Source organism: Tessaracoccus sp. ZS01, from assembly GCF_022342445.1.
Lineage (GTDB): Bacteria > Actinomycetota > Actinomycetes > Propionibacteriales > Propionibacteriaceae > Arachnia.
On sequence record NZ_PQFE01000001.1, the window covers coordinates 150324 to 171216 of the forward strand.

At 70.3% G+C, this 20893-nt stretch carries 16 protein-coding genes; 12 read left to right on the forward strand and 4 right to left on the reverse strand.

Annotated elements, in window-relative coordinates; all coding sequences use genetic code 11:
• Positions 1 to 279: 279 nt before the first annotated feature.
• The 4 genes from C3E87_RS00750 to C3E87_RS00765 all read left to right on the forward strand — a co-directional run bounded on the left by C3E87_RS00750 (position 280) and on the right by C3E87_RS00765 (position 6227).
• On the forward strand, positions 280 to 585 hold the full coding sequence (locus C3E87_RS00750; RefSeq protein WP_076058270.1) for a DUF6504 family protein: 306 nt from the start codon (positions 280 to 282) through the stop codon (positions 583 to 585).
• The gene (locus C3E87_RS00755) at positions 585 to 4325 is read left to right on the forward strand and encodes a DNA polymerase III subunit alpha (protein WP_076058272.1); all 3741 of its coding nucleotides are present in this window, start codon (positions 585 to 587) and stop codon (positions 4323 to 4325) included. The genes C3E87_RS00750 and C3E87_RS00755 overlap by 1 nt, the downstream gene beginning before the upstream one ends.
• Positions 4326 to 4330: 5 nt before the next feature.
• Positions 4331 to 5551 (forward strand): DNA polymerase IV, encoded by a 1221-nt coding sequence (gene dinB, locus C3E87_RS00760; RefSeq protein ID WP_076058275.1) that lies wholly within the window; start codon positions 4331 to 4333, stop codon positions 5549 to 5551.
• Positions 5552 to 5645: 94 nt separating this feature from the next.
• Positions 5646 to 6227, forward strand: a complete 582-nt coding sequence (locus C3E87_RS00765) for a CueP family metal-binding protein (protein WP_076058277.1) — start codon at positions 5646 to 5648, stop codon at positions 6225 to 6227.
• 3 nt (positions 6228 to 6230) lie between these two features.
• Here C3E87_RS00765 and C3E87_RS00770 read toward each other — a convergent pair whose 3' ends face one another.
• From C3E87_RS00770 to C3E87_RS00785, 4 genes are all read right to left on the reverse strand, one after another.
• Positions 6231 to 6623 (reverse strand): DUF3040 domain-containing protein, encoded by a 393-nt coding sequence (locus tag C3E87_RS00770; protein WP_076058279.1) that lies wholly within the window; start codon positions 6621 to 6623, stop codon positions 6231 to 6233.
• A gap of 69 nt (positions 6624 to 6692) precedes the next feature.
• Positions 6693 to 8846: a transglutaminase family protein gene (locus C3E87_RS00775; RefSeq protein ID WP_143570831.1), complete on the reverse strand. Its 2154-nt coding sequence runs from the start codon at positions 8844 to 8846 to the stop codon at positions 6693 to 6695.
• Positions 8843 to 10066, reverse strand: a complete 1224-nt coding sequence (locus C3E87_RS00780) for a DUF58 domain-containing protein (RefSeq protein WP_076058285.1) — start codon at positions 10064 to 10066, stop codon at positions 8843 to 8845. The genes C3E87_RS00775 and C3E87_RS00780 overlap by 4 nt, the downstream gene beginning before the upstream one ends.
• Before the next feature lie 3 nt (positions 10067 to 10069).
• Entirely contained in the window at positions 10070 to 11035 is a 966-nt protein-coding gene (locus C3E87_RS00785; protein ID WP_076058286.1) for a MoxR family ATPase, read from the reverse strand.
• Between the two features lie 258 nt (positions 11036 to 11293).
• Here C3E87_RS00785 and mraZ point away from each other — a divergent pair, with 258 nt between their 5' ends.
• The 8 genes from mraZ to murD all read left to right on the forward strand — a co-directional run bounded on the left by mraZ (position 11294) and on the right by murD (position 20872).
• On the forward strand, positions 11294 to 11731 hold the full coding sequence (gene mraZ, locus C3E87_RS00790; RefSeq protein ID WP_076058288.1) for a division/cell wall cluster transcriptional repressor MraZ: 438 nt from the start codon (positions 11294 to 11296) through the stop codon (positions 11729 to 11731).
• A gap of 131 nt (positions 11732 to 11862) precedes the next feature.
• Complete coding sequence (gene rsmH, locus C3E87_RS00795) at positions 11863 to 12813, forward strand: 16S rRNA (cytosine(1402)-N(4))-methyltransferase RsmH (RefSeq protein WP_076058291.1); 951 nt, start codon at positions 11863 to 11865, stop codon at positions 12811 to 12813.
• The gene (locus C3E87_RS00800; protein WP_076058293.1) at positions 12810 to 13343 is read left to right on the forward strand and encodes a hypothetical protein; all 534 of its coding nucleotides are present in this window, start codon (positions 12810 to 12812) and stop codon (positions 13341 to 13343) included. Before rsmH ends, C3E87_RS00800 begins: the two co-directional genes overlap by 4 nt.
• A 272-nt stretch (positions 13344 to 13615) precedes the next feature.
• The gene (locus tag C3E87_RS00805; RefSeq protein ID WP_076059386.1) at positions 13616 to 15373 is read left to right on the forward strand and encodes a penicillin-binding protein 2; all 1758 of its coding nucleotides are present in this window, start codon (positions 13616 to 13618) and stop codon (positions 15371 to 15373) included.
• Positions 15374 to 15425: 52 nt separating this feature from the next.
• Complete coding sequence (locus C3E87_RS00810; RefSeq protein WP_369819248.1) at positions 15426 to 16931, forward strand: UDP-N-acetylmuramoyl-L-alanyl-D-glutamate--2,6-diaminopimelate ligase; 1506 nt, start codon at positions 15426 to 15428, stop codon at positions 16929 to 16931.
• Entirely contained in the window at positions 16909 to 18348 is a 1440-nt protein-coding gene (gene murF / locus C3E87_RS00815; protein ID WP_076058297.1) for a UDP-N-acetylmuramoyl-tripeptide--D-alanyl-D-alanine ligase, read from the forward strand. The genes C3E87_RS00810 and murF overlap by 23 nt, the downstream gene beginning before the upstream one ends.
• Positions 18345 to 19424, forward strand: a complete 1080-nt coding sequence (gene mraY, locus C3E87_RS00820) for a phospho-N-acetylmuramoyl-pentapeptide-transferase (RefSeq protein ID WP_076058299.1) — start codon at positions 18345 to 18347, stop codon at positions 19422 to 19424. The genes murF and mraY overlap by 4 nt, the downstream gene beginning before the upstream one ends.
• A complete protein-coding gene (gene murD / locus C3E87_RS00825; protein WP_076058301.1) occupies positions 19406 to 20872 on the forward strand; it encodes a UDP-N-acetylmuramoyl-L-alanine--D-glutamate ligase in 1467 nt (488 codons plus the stop codon). Before mraY ends, murD begins: the two co-directional genes overlap by 19 nt.
• Positions 20873 to 20893: the final 21 nt, after the last annotated feature.

The window sequence follows — 20893 nt, forward strand, 5'->3', positions numbered from 1 at the left end:
CGTAGGGCCTCGCGCCCGGGCTGTCGGCGCCCCTCCGGCCGGGCGTCGGTGCACCTGCGCACGGATCGCCGGCGCCCCTTTTCTTTTGTCGGACGGGCGATCTATAGTGAAGATCACCGCACGCTTGTTCGATTAGTTCGGGGAAGCTCTGGTCCGTATCAAGCGTGAGGTGAGGGGCCACCCCGGCCCGGCGCGGCTTCGACCCCTGCGCCGGGCCGGGGTTCCCGGGTCGAAAAACATCATGTGTTCTATTCGAACTTTCCCCGGGAGGTGGCCCCCATGCGCAGGTACGACGACCCCATTTTCGTGTTGTTCAGAGAAGAGCCCAGACAGTTCATCTGGCGCGACAGGCTGCTGCTGGTCAAAGAGGTGCAGGCCCGGTGGAGCCGCGCCACGCCGTGGTGGGCGGGGCAGCAGGCCCGCGCCGCCCGCGGCGAGAGCGTCGACCAGCCGGCGGGGTCGGATCTCCTCGGAGAGCTGGAGGTCTGGCGCGTCGAGGCGGGCAACGGCCGCCACCGGGGCGTCTACGAACTGGCCCGTACCGTCGGCGCGGAGAACTGGGTGCTCCAGGCGGTGCTCGACTGATGTTCCCCCACCTCAGGGTGGCCTCCGGCTACTCCTTCCAGTACGGCGCCTCCCACCCCAGCGCGCTGGTGGCGGAGGCCGTCGCCCACGGCATGGACGCGCTCGCCATCACAGACCGCGGTGGCCTCTACGGTGCCGTCCGCTTCGCCAAGGCGTGCCTGTCCGCGGGCATCGCGCCCATCGTCGGCGTTGATCTCGCGGTGCGGCCCGACGGCTGGCTGGCCCGCCGCAGGCCCACTGCGGCGCGGGGTGGCCAGTTGCGCGACGCGCGGCTCCCGCGCGCCGTCGTGCTGGCCACCTCCCGCTCGGGGTGGGGCACGCTGTGCCAGCTCATCACCGCGGCCCAGCAGGCCGGGGAACGGGCAGACCCGGTGGTGACCCGCGAGATCATCGCGCAGCACTGCGCCGGCCACGACGTGGTGGTGCTCCTGGGCGCGGATTCGCAGCCGGGTGAGCTGCTCGTCGCCGGCCGGCCCACCGAGGCCGCCGACGAGGTGCGGAAGTGGCGCACGGAGCTGGGGGAGGGGCTGTTCCTCGCCGCCACCAACCACCAGACCGGTGGGCGCGGAGTCGCCTCGGCGCACCAGGCCGCCGGCCTCATCAGGCTGGGGGACGGCCTGGGCATCCCCGTGGTGCTGACCAACATGGTGCGGATGGCCCGGCGTGAGCAGGCCGCCACCGTCGATGTGCTCGACGCGGCACGCCGCCTCGTCCCCCTGGACGTGCGCAACATCGACCGCCGCAACGCGGAGGGTCACCTCAAGGGCACCGACGCCATGACGCTGGCCGCGGGGGAGGCCGCGCTGCTGGCCGGGCGCCCTGATGCGTCGGCGTTGTTGGCCGCCACCCGCGGCCTGGCGGAGCGGTGCATGCTGGACCCCATCGGCGACATCGGTCTGGGTGAGATCCGGCTGCCGGAGTTCGAGACCCTCGGCACCACCGCGGAGGAGGCGGCCGGCGTGTTGCGCGCCCGCTGCGAGGCCGGCCTCACCGAGCGCTACGGCACGCTGGACAGGCAGGCCCTGGACCGCCTCGACGACGAACTCACCGTCATCGGCAAGCTGGGGTTCGAGTCGTACTTCCTCACCGTGGCAGACGTGGTGGGCCTCATCCGGGACCTGGGTATCCGCTGCGCCGCGCGTGGGTCCGGAGCGGGGAGCCTCGTCAACTACGCGCTGGGGGTCTCCGGGGTGGACCCCATCAAGTACGGGCTCATCATGGAGCGGTTCCTGTCGCCGCTGCGCGTGGCGCTGCCCGACATCGACCTCGACGTCGAATCGGCGCGCCGCACGGAGGTCTACGACAAGATCCTGGCCACCTTCGGCGAGCAGCGAGTGGCGTGCGTGGCGATGATCGAGACCTACCGCGTGCGCCACGCCGTGCGCGATGTCGGCGCGGCGCTCAGCCTCCCGCCGGTGGAGATCGACGCCATGGCGAAGGCCTTCCCGCACATCCGTGCCCGCGACGCCCGCGCGGCGCTGCGTGACCTCCCGGAACTCCGGGCCGCGGGGCTGGGGGAGGAGCGTCTCGACATGCTGTTCTCCCTGGTCGAATCACTCGACGGGCTGCCCCGGCACATCGCGCTGCACCCCTGCGGCGTGATCCTCAGCGACTCCTCGCTCGGCCAGCGCACCCCGCTGGAGCGCAGCTTCGGTGGCTACCCCATGAGCCAGTTCGACAAGGACGACGTCGAAGACCTCGGCCTGCTCAAGCTCGACGTGCTCGGCATCCGCATGCAGTCGGCCATGGCCCACGCGCTCAGGGAGATCAGCCGCACCGCAGGCCCGGCGCCGGACATCGACGCGCTCGCCCCGTTCGATGACAGCGAGGTATACGACATGATCGCCCACCGCGCCACGCTGGGTTGCTTCCAGATCGAGTCGCCCGGCCAGCGGGAACTGGTGGGCAAGTTCGGGCCGGAGACGTTCCACGACATCATCGTCGACATCTCCCTGTTCCGGCCCGGCCCCGTGAAGTCGGACATGGTCACCCCGTTCCTCGAGGCCCGGCAGGGCTGGACGGAACCGGAGTACCTCCACCCCAGCCTCATCCCCGCCCTCGAGCAGACCTTCGGGGTGGTGGTCTTCCACGAGCAGATCATCCAGATCATCTCCATCGTCACCGGCTGCTCGCTGGCCCAGGGCGACGAGGTGCGCCGCGCGCTGGGAGATCGTGAGGGCCAGACGAAGGTCAAGGAGTGGTTCGTGCCGAAGGCGCTGGCCAACGGCTACCCGGAGCCGATGTGTGAGGAGATCTGGGCCATCCTCGAGGCGTTCGCCTCGTTCGGGTTCTGCAAGGCGCACGCGGCTGCCTTCGCGCTGCCCACGTACCAGTCGGCGTGGTTGAAGCGGCATTATCCCGCGCACTTCCTGGCCGGGATCCTCACGCATGATCCGGGGATGTACCCCAAGCGGTTGCTGTTGGAGGAGGCACGCCGGATGAACATCGCCGTGCTGGGCCTCGACGTCAACCGCAGCGTGCAGGACTACCGGGCGGAACCGCTCGACGACGTGGCCGGAACCGATGAGACGGTGCGGCTGCCGGAGAACCTGGCGATGGAGCATCCCTCAGCACCGGCGCTCAGTGCCCACGAACACCCAGGCCCAGATACGGACGGCCTGCCCCGGGTGGAGGGCTGGGGGATCAGGCTGTCGCTGTCTGATGTGAAGGGCATCGCGGAAGAGGAGATGCGCCAGATCGTGGCCGCCCGGCCCTACACGTCGCTGACGGATTTCTGGTCCCGCGCGAACGTCTCGGAGCCCGTCGTGGAGCGGCTCATCCTTGCCGGCGCATTCGACCGCCTCTACGGCATCGGACGGCGCGCCCCCGTCCAGCGGCGCACCCAGGTGACCCGGCGTGACCTCCTGTTGGCGCTGGCAGACCTGCACCGCGAACGCCGCGCCGACAGCCGGGTGGGGGCGCTGCAGGGCGCGTTCAGCTTCGGCGACGAGGAGGCCGAACCCACCACTGACGTGGTGCCCACCGGCCTGGCGGAGATGGACGACGAGCAGCGGCTCAAGGCCGAACTCGAGATCCTCGGGCTGGACGCCAGCCACCACATCATGGAGCGCTACCTTCCGTTGCTGCGCGCCATCGGCGCGGCCAGTTCCCGCACGCTGCTGCAGCGCCGCAACCGCGACGAGGTGCTCGTCGCGGGGGTGAAGGTGGCCACCCAGACCCCTCCGGTGCGCTCCGGCCGGCGGGTGATCTTCCTCACCCTCGACGACTCCACCGGCCCGGTGGACACCACCTTCTTCGAGGACGTCCAGGGCCCGTACGCGGCCACGGTGTTCGCGTCGTGGATCCTCTTGGTGCGGGGGCTCATCAGGCGCACCGGCACCCGCGGCCTCTCCATCCGCGCCACCGGCGCCTGGGATCTGGGCACCCTGGACGCGGCCTGGCGCGCTGCGCTGGACCAGGGGGCGACGGAAGCTGAGGCCATCGCCGCGGTGACGGCCATCCTCGACGAGGTACCCCAGGGCTACTCGCTGGTGGGGGAGTGGAAGCCGGCTGAGAAACCCCAGGTCGCGCCGGAGCCCCCGCTCCCGGCCGACGGCGAGGAACCGCCGCCGGATCCCCAGAACCACACCCGGGCCGGAGGAATGGGCCGTAGGCGGGTGCTGGTGCATGCCAGCGGTTTCAAGCAGTCCCCCTACTCAGACATCAAACCGGCGGGCACCGGGGCCGCGGATGCCCCGCGCAAACTGTGGCACTCCAGCCCCGGAAGCTCAGGAAGGTGATCCCCATGCCTACCACCCGCAGCCGCGTCTCCACGGGCGGCCTCCCGCAGGTCGTCGTGCACGTGGACATGGACGCGTTCTACGCCTCGGTCGAGATGGCGCGCCACCCCGAGCTGCGCGACGTGCCCATGTTCGTCGGTGGCTCCACCCGGGGAGTGGTGCTGTCGGCCAACTACCCGGCACGCCGCTACGGCATCACCGCAGGCATGCCGTCGAGCAGGGCCCGGCGCTTGTGCCCCCAGGTGGCCGTCGTGCACCCTGACCATGACCACTACGGCGCGGTCTCCACGGGCATCGGGGAGATCTTCGACACGTTCACGGACAAGGTGGAGATGGCCTCCATCGACGAGGCGTTCATGGACCTCACCACCGCCATGCGCCGCCTCGGCGAGGACCCGGTCGCCGTCGGGGAACAGTTGCGTGCGCAGGTGATGGACGAGCAGGGGGTGGCGTGCTCCGTCGGCATCGGCCCCAACAAGTTCATCGCCAAACTCGCCTCGAAGCAGGCCAAGCCGGACGGTTTGCGCCTGGTTCAGGCCCAGGACGTGATCGCGTTCCTGCACCCGCTGCCTGTCGATGCCATCTGGGGAGTGGGGGAGGTCACTGCCGGCAAACTGCGCAAGCTGGGGCTGGAGACCGTACGGGACCTGGCGAACACGCCCCGGGCCACACTGCAGCGCGCCATGGGCGACAACCTCGGTGCCATGCTGTTCGACCTCTCCTGGGGCCGCGACGAGCGCTCGGTGCTGGCCCGTCAACCGGCGGAGCACAGCGTCGGCTCGCAGGAGACGTTCGCCCGAGACACCGACGACGCCGCCATCGTCGCCACGGAGATCCTGCGGATGGCGGAGCGTACCGCCGCCCGCATGCGGGCGCAGGAGATGGTGAGCCGCACGGTGACGTTGTCGGTCCGGTTCGCAGACTTCACCACCATCACCCGTACCGGCACGCTCAAGGCGTTCACAGACCGCACCAACGACGTCTACGCGGAGGCCATGCGGCTCTACGGCAAACTCAACCTGCAGCGCGCCCGTATCCGGCGGGTGGGCGTGCGGATGGAGAAACTCGTGCCGAAGGCCACCACCTACGAGCAGCCCGCCCTCGACGAGCCGGCGCACGGCTGGAGCGAGGCGGAACAGGCGGTGGACAGGGCGGTGCTGCGCTTCGGCCCGAAGGCGGTGCAGCGGGCCAGACTCACCCGACGGCCCGCGCTCCACGCCTCGTGATCCCAAGCCACCCGCGGCAATCCCCACCCCCCGGGCAATCCCGGTACCCCACCCCGGTATCGTGGGCACCACCAACCAGATGTGAGGACCCTCAGTGAAGAAGACCCTGATCGCCGTGGCCGCAGCCGCGTTGCTGCCCGTCGTCGCGGCCTGCTCCGGCGCCCCGGCGCCTGTCGGAACCCCAACCACGTCGGCGTCCGCCGAGTCGGACTTCCTTGCGGAGCACAACCTCGACGGCAGGTCGGTACGCGAGATCGTCACCAGCCTCGATGCCACCAACGACGACAGGGAGACCGGCCCCTACGGCTCCGTCCGCCCGGGAGAGCTCGTTCTGAGTGATGACACCGGCGCCGAGGTCACGCTGCCCGTCGACGAGGGCTTCTATCTCTCCGTGGCGCCCTACTTGACGCAGACCCACGAGTGCTACAACCACAACCTCGCCTCATGCCAGGGTGAACTGGCCGGTCAGGAGATCGAGGTGTCCATCGTCACGCCAGAGGGTGAGCAACTCGTCGATGAGACGGTCACCACCTATGACAACGGGTTCGCCGGTTTCTGGCTGCCCGCAGGCATCCGGGCCACCATCACGGTGGCCCATGACGGGAAGTCCGCCACGCAGGAGATCTCCACCGGCGTCGAAGACCCCACCTGCATCACCACGATGCAGCTGGTCTGAGCCTCAAAGGTCGCCCTGCTGACGTCGACGCCAGCGCTCCTCGAGCTTGTCCATGAAGTCCTGGCTGGATCCCGCACCGGGGGAGGTGCGGGGGCCGCCTGAACCGGGCCGGCTGGGCTGCGCGTCGTCAGACACGCGCCGCCAGGAACTGATTCCCACGAGGGCGCCGCCTAGCATCAACAGGAAGCCGCCGATGCTGACGGCGGGATGCACCTGCACGCCCACGATCAGCACCACGACGCCCACGATGAACACCAGCCCTGCGATGGCCGCACGACGACGGTGCAGCTTGATCTGCGTGGTACCGCTGAGTGCGTCGGCCAGCTTCGGGTCCTCGGCCTTCAACGACGCCTCAAGCTGCTCCAGCAGCCTCTGTTCCTGTTCAGACAGCGCCATGGCCTTCTCCCTTACTACCGGTGGCGACCATTCTATGCCGGGGAATCGTCAACCCCAAGAGCAATCTGGCTACCGGCCCAGCCGCCACAGCGACGCGGGCAGCAGCACGGCACGCAGGCGCGCTCCCCGGGTGGCCTGGCCAGCGAGCGCCTCGCGTAGCGTGCCCACCTCCGCGGGGAGTTCGGCGACGGGCGCGCCGTCGCGGGAATACCGGCTGCGCTCCACCGTCGCGGCGATGGCGGCGAGTGCCTCCGCGCCCCGGGGCGACAACTGTTCCGCTGCCTCCCGGCCGACCGGTCCGGGTGAACCCTCGGGCCAGCGCAGGCCGTAGTCGGCGAACATGGCCTGCACCTCCCGCCAAGCCCGGTCGGTCGCCTGGCCGGGGTCGCCGTCGGACCGCAGACGCGAGGCGCGCAGCCCCAGGCGGACCAGGGCGGGCAGAGCGAGCGCCAGCAGCACCAGCAGGGCGATCAGCAGCCCCCGGACCACCGGCCCCGGGCCATCGTCCACCGTGGTAGGCGCCGTCGGTACCGGCTGCATGGTGGGCGGCACCGTGGTGGGCTGCGGGGTGGGCGCCGCGCTGGGCGTGGGCGACGGCGAAGGGCTCGTGGCAGGCTGCATCGCCGAGGGATCCACGTATTCCGGGTCGCCCTGGTACGCGGGGGTGGGCTCGAACGGCACCCAGCCCAGGCCCTCGAAGTACAGCTCGGGCCACGAGTGGGCGTCGTGCGAGGTCACCAGGTAGCTGCCGTCCGCCTGCTGTTCACCGGGGACGAACCCGACGGCCATCCGGGCGTCGATGCCTTCGATCCTCGCCATGGTGATCATCGCGGCGGCGAAGTGGATGCAGTAACCCGAGCGGGCCTCCAACAGGAAACTCGAGATCGTGTCCGTCCCGGCGGTGTTCGGAGCCTCCAGCGTGTAGCGGAACGCGTCGGAGCGCAGGAACCGCTGAATGGCCAGGGCCTTTTCGCCCGCGGTGGTGGCGCCGGCGACCACGTCGCTGGTCAGGGCGGTGACGCCGGGGCTCAGCCCGGCGGGGACCTCGCGCGTGACGGCGCTCGGCAGGCTGCCGGGGTTCGCCTGCGACACCTCCTCGCGCGTGGGGGAGGGCAGCGTGGACTCGACGCGGTAGCCCAGGTTGACCGTCTGCTGCGTGCGGTTCGGGCCCGAGGCGACGATCGCGAGCGTGTCCGGGTCGTGACTCCACGCGCCGTCGGCGTCATAGGAGGCCGCCGCGAACGGGGCGGGGAGGTACTCGGACGGCACCGCGTCCATCTGGACGTCGACCGTCACCTGCTCGCCGGGGAAGTCATGGTCTCCGTCCAGCCCCGAGCGGCTGAGCGACATCGGCACCAGTCCGGCGCCGGAGGAACTGAGGTTGGGAAGCGCCACGGTGCGCATGTACACCGGCCCACCGGTGCTCGTGCGGTACGTCAGCACAGGGCTGTCCGTGGGGCGGCGCAGGTCCTGGTCGAGCCGCACGGTGGGGTCGCTGAGCTGGATGGGGCCGTCCTGGCCGCCCTCCGTCCAGGGACGCTTGTCTCCCAGGGGCACCATGGCCGACACCAGGATCGCCACCACCAGCGCGGCAGCGCCGAACGCCCACCCGACGGAGACCCGCGACAGGTGGTGGGAGCTCGCACGGGAGGCCTTGCCCGCCGCTTCGCCCGCGCCCGTGGAACTCAACAGGATGGCGATGAAGCCGGCGACGACGGGCACGAGCAGCAGCCAGTCGAGGTCGTCGATGCGCACGAGCGCCGCGACGCCGTAGGTCAACGCCAGGGGCGCGATCGTCCAGGCGGGCTGCTCGAGGCCGTTGACCAGCAGTTCGACGATGATCACCAGCAGGGCCGCGAGGATGAGGCAGAGCCACACCAACCCGGGTTCCGGCTCCAGTGGCGGCACGCCGGTGCGGATCACCTCGACACCGTCTGCGGTGAGCGCCCGGAGCGAGGCCAGGGGATCCCCCCGGGGCGCCAGCGCCAACCCGCGCCAGGCGAGCACGCCGAGGATCACGAGCAGCTGGACGAAGAGGACCAGCGCCCGCGGCGCCCGCAGCAGCCCCATGACGAGCCCGACGGTGCCGGCCGCGCCCAGGATGAACCAGGCGTGCGCCCACACCTGCTGGGTGTCGGAGACCAGCGTGGACAGCGGCAGCATCGACAACCACACGGCAGCGGCCACGATCACGTGTGAGAACGGGTGGTGGGTGAACCTCATGTCGTCACCCGCTGCCACACCTGCGGAACGGGCTCGCCCGGGCGGAACGTCTCGACGCGCCAACCCCGGCCGAGCAGGAACCTGATCGCCTCGCGGTGCTCGTCGTGCTCGGCGTCCCAGGCTGAGGCGTCCGGCGCCAGGGCGATCAGGCTGCGCGCCCGTCCGCCAGCGGCGGCGAGGGCGGCCGCGTCCGCGTTCGACAGGAGGCCGGTCACGGCCACGAGCGAGGCCACCGAGGTCAGCAGCTCAGGGTCGTCGACGGCGGAGCCGAGCCACGTCTCCTCCGAGGTGGGAAGGTCCGTCATCGCCTCGATCATCAACTGGCGCGAGGCCTCGCCCACGCTGTGCCCCGTCTCGAAGACGCGGCCGGAGGGGGCGATGATGGCGAGCTTGTGGCGGCCCTCACTCAGGAGGGCGGCCACGGAGGTGACCGCGGAGACGGCCCACTCGAGGGAGCTGTCCGCGCCGTCGCCCAGGTGCGCGCTGCGGCGGGTGTCGACGATGAGGGTGCTCGACGGATCCCACGGGTGCTCCTCGAGCCGCACCATGAGGTCGTCCTTCTTGGCCGTCATCTTCCAGTGCACGCGGCGCATGTCGTCGCCGTGCCGGTGTTCGCGCACGAGGACGTCGTCGGCGCCTGCGGAGCCGATCCGCTGAGGGGTGGCGTCGCCGGCGCTGCCGAGCCCGGCGCCCCCGGCCAGGTCGTCGAGCCGCCAGATGCGCGGCGTGACGCGGAGCACGGAATCGCGTCCCTTGGCGATGAAGCCGCGCAACGCCAGCCCGAGCGGGTCGCTGGCCTGAGCCCAGAGGGGGCCGACGCTGAACCGGCCGCGGCGCAGCGCCTCGACGGTGTAGCCCACCGCCTGGCTCCATTCGCCGAAGCCGCGCGCGATGACGAAGGACGCGCCGCCGCCCAGCGACGCGTCGGCGGCATCGTGGAAGCGCAGCGCCGACGCCTGGGCCGGCGACTGGTTCAGCACGTGGAGCACCACCCTGGTGGACGTGCCGACGGGGATGGTGGGCGGGGTCAGGGAGCGTTCATGCGTCACGAGGGGACGCGCGAGGACGAGGTAGCCCAGCGCCAGCAGCGGCAGGGCAGCCATCACCAGGCCGACCCAGAGCACGTCGACCTCGCCGATGTAGGCGGCGCCGCCGATGACCAACGCGCCGCTCAGCAGGAGCGTGATGCCGCGTCCGGTCAGCCGGGTGCCTCGACGCACGGGTCAGCTCCTGGCGGGGGTGGGCACCGAGGCCAGCACGGACGTGATGATGTCTGCCGGGTCGCGGCGCGCCACCTGGGCCTCGACGGTGGGCAGCACCCGGTGGGAGAGCACCTCGGCGGCGAGCGAGCGCACGTCCTCGGGGATGACGTAGTCGCGCCCACCGAGAGCCGCCTCCACGCGCGCCGCTCGCATGAGGTGCAGGGAGGCGCGGGGGCTGGCGCCGAGCCGCAGGTCGGGGTGCTGGCGCGTGGCCTCGACGATGCTGACGATGTAGTCGTTGATCACCGGTGCCACGAACACGCCCCGGATGGCGTCGATGGCGGCGGCGACGGAGGCGGCGTCCGTGACGGCGCTGACCGTGGCGAGTTGGTCACCGCTGGCGTGGTGGGTGAGCATCGCCACCTCGGCGGTGCGGGCCGGGTACCCCATGGTGATGCGGGCCATGAAGCGGTCCCGCTGGGCCTCGGGGAGGGGATAGGTGCCCTCCATCTCGATGGGGTTCTGGGTGGCGATGACCATGAACGGCTGACGCAGCTGGTAGGTCTTGCCGTCTGCCGAGACCTGGCTCTCCGCCATCGCCTCGAGCAGGGCGGACTGCGTCTTGGGGGAGGCGCGGTTGATCTCGTCCCCCAGCACGATGTGGGCGAAGATCCCGCCGGGCTTGAACTCGAACTCGCGCGTCGACTGGTTGAACACCGACACGCCGGTGACGTCGCTGGGCAGCAGGTCCGGCGTGAACTGGATGCGCTTGACGTCGCCGGAGATGGCGCGTCCGAGCGACTTAGCCAAGACCGTCTTCCCCACGCCCGGGACGTCCTCTATCAGAAGGTGTCCCCCCGCCAGCAGCACGATCACGGCCATGCGGATCTGGTGGGGCTTGCCCTCGATCACGCGCGCCATCTCCGAGGCGATGCGGCTGGCGAGTTGGGACACCTCATGCAGTGACGGTGTGGCGGGCTGGTTCACCGGAGGCTCCTCGATGTTCGTGCGGCAAGCACACCAAGACTAACCGTGCCCGGAAGCCTTCACGAGTGTCGCTCGACAACCCACCCACTTCCCGCCAGATGGAGGACAGGCGTGCCGCTCGACGACTCCCGAGCAGAAAAGGGGCGAACAAGCACAACCCACCGACAAAAAGTGGTGGGCTGGTGGGGGAAAGTGGGGTACCGTGGTGCGCAGTGGAGCGAAGTGGATGACAAGTGGGGGAAGGAGGCCTGGCATCGCATGTTTTTCATGGGGACGTACACACCGAAACTCGACGAGAAGGGCCGGCTGATCCTTCCCGCCAAGTTCCGCGACGCGCTCGAGCACGGCCTGGTCGTCACAAGAGCGCAGGACAGGTCGCTCGCGGTGTATCCCAGGGCCACCTTCGAGGCCAAGATGTCCGCCCTCATGAGCGCCCCCAGCACCGTGAAGCAGGTCCGCGACTACCAGCGCATGCTGATGGCCGGGGCCAGCGACGAAGTTCCGGACAAGCAGGGGCGCATCACCATCCCGCCCCCGCTGCGCGAGTACGCGAATCTGGATCGCGAGGTCGTGGTGATCGGCGCCGGAGAGCGCGCCGAGATCTGGGACGCCCAGGCATGGCACGAGTACTCCCAGGCCAGCGAGGAGGGTTTCTCCGAGATGGATGACGAATTCGTCGCACTCACCGGCTTGTGACCCACCCGGTGGCTCCCGGCCGGTCAGGCCCTGATCTCACTTCCCCGATGTCAGGTCCGGCCCGGAAGGGAACCACTGGAGGGGGCACCCACCAGAACAACACAGCTTTCAAGAAGGGTCGAAACAGCATCATGCAGGGCTTCACAGACGTGCACGATCCGGTCATGCGTGACCGCATCGTCGATCTGCTGCGCCCGGCACTGTCACGGCCGGGCGCCATCTACGTCGACGGCACCCTCGGCCTCGCCGGGCACGCCATCGCGATCCTCGAGGCCTGCCCCGAGGCCCGGTTGATCGGCATCGACCGCGACCTCGACGCGCACGCCGTCGCCGTCGAACGACTCGGTGACCTTGCGGAGCGAGCCACCCTGGTACACGCTGTCTACGACGAACTGCCCGAGGTGCTCGACGACCTCGGGATCCAGAGCGTCGACGCCATCCTCCTGGACCTCGGCCTCAGTTCCCTCCAGATCGACCGCACCGAGCGCGGCTTCGCCTACCGGGTCGACGCACCCCTCGACATGCGGATGAACCCGACGGAGGGCCCAACCGCCGCCGACGTGCTCAACACCTACTCCGCCCGAGACCTCTCACGCATCCTCTCGCGCTACGGCGAGGAACGCTTCGCGGACCGCATCGCCCGTGCCATCGTCGAGCATCGCCCGTTCGAGACCTCCGCCAGGCTGGTGGAGACCATCTCGGGTGCCATCCCCGCTGCGGCCCGCCACACCGGCGGCCACCCGGCCAAGCGCACCTTCCAGGCGTTGCGCATCGAGGTCAACCGCGAACTCGACGCCCTCAACGGCGTGCTGCCGGCGGCGATCGACGCGCTCGCCCTGGGCGGCCGGATGGCAGTGCTGAGCTACCACTCGCTCGAGGACCGCGCCGTCAAGCGGGCCTTCGCCGCCAAGGCCACCGACCGCGGCCCCCGCGACATGCCGCTGGTCCCTGACCACCTCAAGGCAGAACTGGCACTGCTCACCCGAGGTGCCGAGAAACCCACCCCCGAAGAGACCGCCGCCAACCCCAGGGCGGCCTCCGCGCGACTCCGCGTGGCCGAACGAATCAAGGAGGCAGCATGAGCGCCGAGCCCATCACCACCGACGATCCGGTCGCGGCTGCGCCCGCCCGGCCCAGGCTGGGGGTGGTTCCGCAGTCTGTGGGGGCCACCGTCTCGACGGTAGGGTTCGTCAGCATCCTCCTCGGCCTGATCGCCGTCGGTCTGGCCGGCGTGACGATCGTGACCACCAACGTGGGCGCGCAGTCGCGTGAGCTCTCGAGCCTCCGCCGCGATGCGACGGAGCTCAGCTACACGTCGGCCGCTCTCGAGTCGCACATCCAGCGGATGTCCAGCGCCAACGCGCTCGCGCTGCGCGCCAGCGAACTCGGAATGGTCCCCAACCCGTACCCCGCCTTCATCAACCTTGCCGACGGGACCGTGACCGGTGTGCCCACCCCGGCCACCGAGGACGAGATGCCCTTCCTGCGCGGCATCGCCACCAAGCCCGTCCCGGCTCCTGTGCTGCCCACCCCGAGCCGGCCGGCGCAACCCGCGGACCCCGGCTCGGACAGCGAGCTGGTGGCAGTCGGAGCGTCTGGAGCCCAGGAGTGAGCGGGGAGAAGCGGCCCCGTGCGAAGCGGCCGGCCGAGCAGCCCCCCGCCCAGAAGCGGCCATCCCAGAAGCGCCCGTCACAGCAGGGGGACACGCAGAAGCAGTCAGCCAGGAAGCAGCCGGCCAAGAAGCAGGCGTCCAGCCGCACGAGCGCGGCGAAGCCCGCCGCCAAGCCGAAGCTGCGCACCTCCAGGCCCGCCGGAGCACCCCGGACCTACCGCAAGACGGTGCGCCTGCCCGTGGGGCGTTCCTCCGTGCGGATCCGCGTGTTCATGCTGGTGTTCGCCCTTCTGCTCGGCGTGGCGGGAGTGCGGGCCGTCCAGCTCCAGGGCCTCGACTCCCAGGCGTTCGCGGCCGAGGCCGCCGCCAAGATGCAGTCGAAGCGGGAGCTGCCCGCCACGCGGGGAGAGATCCTCGACCGCAACGGTGTGGTGCTGGCCAGCACCGAGCCGGCCATGCTCGTCTCCATCGATCCCGACATGGTGCGCACCAACGGGGCGGACAAGCGCTACGCCATGAGCAAGCGGAAGCTGGAGGAGACCGAGCTGGCGCCCAACGCAGTGGCCGAGATCCTCGCCAAGCACCTGGGCGGCCGCAAGGAAAAGTACCTCACGCTGATCGACACGCCGGACTCCCGCTACGAGATCGTCGCCCGACGGGTCCCCGCGGCCACCTTCAGCGCCATCGAGGCGGACATGAAGGCCGGGCTGGACGGTGAAGGGAAGCGTCGTTGGTACGGCGTCTTCGGCACCCCTGATCCCATCCGCGTCTACCCCAACCGCTCGGTCGCCTCCAACGTGGTGGGCTTCGTCAACGCCGAGGGCGACGGCGCGGCCGGCCTGGAGTACGCGCTCGACGAACACCTCGAGGGCACCCCCGGTGAGCAGGTCTACGACGCCTCCACCTACGGCCGCATCCCGCTGGGCACCAACATCATGACCCCGCCGGTGGACGGCGCCTCGTACGAGTTGACGCTGGATTCGGACCTGCAGTGGATGACGGAACAGGCCCTGGCCGACGGCATGCGGCAGGCGCAGGCCAAGACCGGCACCGCCGTCGTGATGAACATCCACACCGGTGAGATCCTCGCGCTGGCCAACGGCCCCAGCTTCGACTCCGCCAACCCCAGCGCCGCAGACGGCGACAACCTCGGCAACCGCGCGGTGACCGAGGTCTACGAGCCCGGCTCGGTGCAGAAGGTCCTGACGATGGCGGCCCTGGCCGACCAGGGTCTGGTGACCCCCGACACCAAGCGGGTCGTGCCCGGCAGCATCGCCTCCGGCGGCGGCGTGGTCCGCGACTCCTTCTCGCACGGCGACCTCAACCTGACGGCCCGCGGGATCGTCGCGCAGTCGTCGAACGTCGGCATGATCATGCTCACGCGTGACCTCGAGAAGCAGACCATCACCGACTACCTGTCCTCGTTCGGGCTGGGCGCCAAGCCCGGCACCGGCCTGCCCGGCGAGTCCACCGGTCAGATCCCCACCAAGGACATGCCGGACTACACACGCGACCAGATCTCGTTCGGCCAGGGCCTCAGCGTCAACGCCGTGCAGATGGCCGCAGCGGTCGCCGCTGTGACCAACGGCGGCACCTACCACCAGCCGGTGATCATCAAGTCCGCGAAGGCGGCCGACGGCACAGAGATCGAACTGCCGCAGCCCGAGAGCCGCCGCGTCATCTCGGACGAGGCCTCCGCGTCCGTGGTCGAGATGATGGAGTCGGTGATCACGCTCAACGACAACCGCCGGATTCCGGGGTACCGGACCGCCGGCAAGTCCGGCACCGCCCAGCGCTTCGACCCGCAGTGCAAGTGCTACAACGGCTACACCGCCTCGTTCGTGAACGTGGCGCCCGCCGAGGACCCGCAGCTGCTCGTCTATGTCGTCCTCGACCGGCCGCGCAACGGCAACCTCGGTAGCCGGCTGGCCCTGCCCGTGACGAACAACATCCTCTCGCTGGCGCTGCCACGCTATAACGTGGCACCCTCAACCACGGAGGCACCCGATCTGCCCACCACTTTTGACTGACATGACATCGATCCGGCCCACCCAGACCACGGCGGCCCCGCTCACCGAACTGGTGGCGGGGCTCGACCTCGTCGGCGACATCGGCCGCTCGGCGCCCATCACCGGCATCAGCCTCAGTTCGCAGGAGATCCTGCCCGGCTGGTTGTACGTGGCGTTGCCCGGGAGGCAGCGGCACGGCGCGGATTTCGCCCGGGCCGCCGTCGACGCCGGCGCCGCCGCAGTGCTCACCGACGACGAGGGGGCCGCCCGGCTGACCGGGCTCGAGGTGCCTGTACTGGTGGCCGACGACGTGCGTGCGGCCATGGCGGTCGTCTCCGCGCGGGTCTTCGGCGAGCCCGCGCGGCGCCTCACGACGCTGGGCGTGACCGGCACGAACGGCAAGACCACCACCGTCGCGCTGGTCAAGGCCGGCCTGATGGCCGCTGGGCGGGTGGCCGGCACGATCGGCACCATCGGCTTCCGCCTGGGTGGCGAGGAGTTGAACTCGAGCAGGTCGACGGTGACCACCCCGGAGTCGCCTGACCTGCAGGCGCTGCTGGCCGTGATGGAGGAGCGCGGGGCCGATTCGGTCGCCGTGGAGGTGAGCTCACACGCGATGACCCTCAGCCGGGTCGATGCCATCGAGTTCGACGTGGCGGCGTTCCTCAACCTGGGCCGCGACCACCTCGACTTCCACCACACGCTGGAGGAGTACTTCGCGGCCAAGTCCAGGCTCTTCGAGCCGGGCCGCGCCCGCACCAGCGTGGTCTGGACCGACGACAGCGCCGGCGTCGAGATCGCCGGCCGGGTCGCCGGGCACGGGCAGAGCCGGCTCGTCACGGCCGGTACCGGGCCAGAGGTTGACTATCGGATGAGTGACTACCGCCCCGTCCATCCCCTCGGCGGCGTCGCGACGGTGACCCGTCGGGGCGAGGACCTGACCCTGGAACTGAGCCTGCCGGGCGTCTACAACATGATCGACGCCGTGGTGGCGCTCGCCATGCTGGAAGCGGTCGGCGTGCCCGCGGAAGCCGCGCTCCGTGGCCTGGCCACCGCCCAGATCCCGGGCCGGATGCAGCGCGTGCACCTCGGCCCCGACGCGCCGTTGACGGTGGTGGACTTCGCCCACACCCCGCAGGCGGTCGAGGCCGCCCTCCGGTCCCTCCAGGGGATCGGCACCCTCGTGTGTGTGCTGGGCTGCGGCGGCGACCGGGATGCCGAGAAGCGTCCGGAGATGGGCGCGGTGGCGGCCGGCCTGAGCGATGTGACGATCATCACCGACGACAACCCCCGCTCCGAGGACCCGGCCGCGATCCGCGCCGAGGTCATGGCGGGGGCGCGCCGGGCCCAGCGGCCCGGCACCGAGCTCCTCGAGGTGCCTGGGCGGCGCGCCGCCATAGAGACCGCCTTGGGGCGGGCCGGTGGCGATACTGTGGTGGCGATCCTCGGCAAGGGGCACGAACGCGGCCAGATCCTGGCAGACCGCACCGTCGACTTCGACGATGTTGAGGAGGCGGCCCGTGCCTGGGGCCGCGGCGGTGAGGAAGGAGACCCGCATGCGTGTGCGCACGATGTTTGAGTTGGTGGAGCTGATCCAACCGGCCCCCGTCGAGCTGTTCGGCGACGACACCGCCGTGGAGGTGGGCCCTGACGTCGTCATCGACAACCGTGAAGCCACCGAGGGTTCGCTCTTCGTCGCCATCCCCGGCGAGCGCGCAGACGGGCACGACTATGCTGCGGCCGCCGTCGAGGCGGGCGCGCGCGGCATCATCGGGATGTACGGCACGGCCGCAGAGGTGCCGCACATCCTCGCCGAAGATTCCATCACGGCCATGAGCTGGCTCGCCCGCGGCATCGTCCGCGAGGAACGCGCCCGCGGGATGGTCTCCATCGGCATCACCGGCAGCTCCGGCAAGACCAGCACCAAGGACCTGATGGCGCAGGTCTTCGAGGCCGCCGGCCCCACGGTGGCCCCCGTCGGCTCCCAGAACAACGAGGTCGGCGTGCCGCTGACCGCGTGCCGCGTCGACGCCGACACCCGGTACCTCATCTCGGAGATGGGCGCCCGCGGCAAGGGGCACATCGCGTGGCTCACCTCGATCGTCGGGCTCGACGTCGGCGTGTGCCTCAACGTGGGCCGCGCCCACGTCGGCGAGTTCGGGGGAGTGGAGGCCACCGCCATCGCCAAGTCCGAGATCGTGGCGGATCTGGCGGAGGACGGCTGGGCCGTGCTCAACGCCGACGACCCCGCCGTCGCGGGCATGGCCGCCGTCACCAAGGCTCGCATCGCCTGGTTCGGCGAGGGCCAGCTGGACGGCGGCGACCTCCGGGTCAGCGCCCGCAACGTCACCATGAACGCCCTGAGCCAGCCCAGCTTCGAACTCGTCGCGAGGGACTCCGACGGTGAACGCACCGCGCAGGTCGCTCTGGGCGTGATCGGCCGGCACCAGGTGCCCAACGCGCTCGCCGCGGCCGCCGCCGCCCTCGCGGTGGGCCTCGACATCGAGCTGGTGGCACGGGCCCTCTCCGGGGCCGTGCAGCGCTCGAGTTGGCGGATGGAACTCATCCCGCGCCCCGACGGCGTGCTCGTGCTCAACGACTCCTACAACGCGAACCCCGATTCCATGGCCGCCGCGCTCGCGACCGCCGTCGAACTGGTGCACGGCACGCGGGGCGAACACCCCGGCGCGCGGGTGGTGGCGGTGCTCGGCGACATGCTCGAGCTCGGCCCGTTGGCGGACGACCTCCACGAGGAGGCGGGCAGGCTCGCCGCAGACCTCGGTGTCGCCGAGGTGGTCGCTGTCGGGGACCTGGCCGACAGGATCGTGGCCGGCGCCGCCGGTGAGGGCATCACTGCGCGGACGGCGAATCGTGAGGAGGTCGTGGCCTCCCTTACGCTGAACCCCGGCGACGTCGTGCTCATCAAGGGATCCCGCGGCGTGGGTCTCGAAACGGTGGCGGCCGCCCTGGCCGGCAAGGACGGAGCGGCGAAGTGATCAACATCCTCACGGCAGGTTCGCTGTCGTTGCTGTTCTCCCTGATCGGCACTCCGCTGCTGATCAAGTTCCTGACCAGGCGACAGTACGGTCAGTTCATCCGCGAGGACGGCCCCACCACGCACCACGTCAAGCGTGGCACCCCCACCATGGGCGGCCTGGTGATCATCGTCGCGGTCGTCCTCGCCTACACCGTCACGCACTTGGTGCGCTGGCAGGCGCCGACGGTGTCGGGCCTGCTGCTCATCGGGCTGGCGGTCGGCATGGGCTTCCTGGGCTTCCTCGACGACTGGTCGAAGATCTCCAAGGAGCGCAGCCTGGGGCTCACCCCGCGCGGCAAGCTCATCGGCCAGGCGCTCATCGGCGGCGGGTTCGCCGTCGCCGCCCTGACGCTGCCGAATCACCGCGGCATCACACCGGCGTCGCCGGCCATCTCCTTCCTGCGCGACATCCCGTGGCTCACGATGCCCCTGGTGCTGGCGGTGCTGTTCATCGTCTTCCTGATCGCTGCCTGGTCCAATGCCGTCAACATCACCGACGGCCTCGACGGGCTCGCCGCCGGCTCCGCCACCCTGGTCTTCGCCGCGTACACCATCGTCAACATCTGGCAGTTCAACCAGTGGTGCTCGCGGCCCTCGGTGGCCCGATCGATGGCGGCACGCTGCTACGAGGTGCGCGACCCCAACGACCTCGCGGTACTGGCTATCGCCTTCGCCGGAGCCACCTTCGGCTTCCTGTGGTGGAACGCCAAGCCGGCCAAGATCTTCATGGGCGACACCGGTTCCATGGCCATCGGCGCCACCCTCGCCGGCCTGTCGGTCATGACGCGCACCGAACTGCTGCTGCTGATCCTCGGCCTGCTGTTCGTGATCGAGGTGGGCTCGGTCGCGCTCCAGGTCAGCTACTTCAAGGCCACCAAGGGCAAGCGCATCTTCAAGATGTCGCCCATCCACCACCACTTCGAGTTGAAGGGGTGGGACGAGGTCACCGTCGTCATCCGCTTCTGGATCATCTGCGGCCTGTGCGTGGCGGCCGGCATGGGCGTGTTCTACGCGGAGTGGGTGACGGGCTCGTGACACTGGATTGGATCCCCACCGCAACCCGTCTTTCGGACTGGCCCTCCGCTCAGGTCGTCGTCGCCGGCCTCGGCGTGTCCGGTTTCGCAGCGGCCGACGGCCTGATGTCGCTCGGCGCGAAGGTCGTCGTCCTGGACGAGTCCACCGTGCACGCTGAGAAGGCCGAACTCCTCGAGAAGCTCGACGTGACCGTGCGGCTCGGCCCGGGGTCGACGGCGGAATTGCCGCCCGGCACGGACCTCGTCGTCACCTCCCCCGGATGGCGCCCCTCCGCGCCGCTGCTGCGCCAGGCGGCCGCAGCCGGGGTGCCCGTCTGGGGCGAGACGGAACTGGCCTGGCGCATGATGCAGCCGGACAGGGTGATCCCGTGGCTGGGCGTCACCGGCACCAACGGCAAGACCACCACCACCCAGATGGTGGAATCGATGCTGATCGCCGACGGCCGGAAGGCCGCCGCGGTGGGCAACATCGGCCGGCCCATCATCGAGGCCATCCTCGACGACGTCGAGTACGACGTGTTCGCCGTCGAGCTGAGCAGCTTCCAACTCCACTGGATGAACAACATCAACCTGCACGCCGCTGTGGTGCTCAATGTGCACCCCGACCACCTCGAGTGGTACGAGGGCGTGCCCGACGCCATGGAGCGCTACTCCGCAGAGAAGGCCAAGATCTACGAGGGCGTGACACACGCCTGCGTGTACAACGTCGATGAGCCCGTGACGGAGCGGATGGTCGAAGAGGCGGAGGTCGTCGAAGGCGCCCGCGCCATCGGTTTCACGCTCGGCACCCCGGCCATCTCGATGCTCGGCGTCGTCGATGACCTCCTCGTCGACCGGGCCTTCGTCGAGCAGCGTCGCGATTCTGCCCTCGAGCTGGCGAAGATCTCCGACGTGCAGCCGGCCGCCCCGCACAACGTCGCCAATGCCCTGGCGGCCGCGGCGCTGGCGCGCAGCTACGGCGTGCACCACACCTCCGTCGCCAAGGGCCTCCAGCGGCTCCAGTTGGGCGGCCACCGCATCCAGCAGATCGCGGAGACCGACGGCATCCGGTGGATCGACGACTCCAAGGCCACCAACCCCCACGCCGCCAACTCCGCCATGCAGGCCTTCGATTCCTTCGTGTGGATCGCGGGCGGCCAGGCCAAGGGCACCACGTTCGACGAGCTGATCGAACGGCACCGCAGCAAGCTGCGCGCCGCCGTCGTCATCGGCGTGGACCGGCACCTCATCGCCGACACGCTTGCCCGACACGCGCCCGACGTCCCCGTTCGGGTGCTGGACAGCAGCGACACTGGGGTGATGGACGAGGTCGTCGCTCTGGCGGGGCAGTTCGCCCGCCCCGGCGACGCGGTGCTGCTCTCCCCGGGCTGTGCCAGCCTGGACATGTTCGACAGCTACTCGGCACGCGGGGACGCGTTCGCCGAGGCGGCACAGCGGTATCTCGGGTAGGCACAGGACAGGAGGGATCAC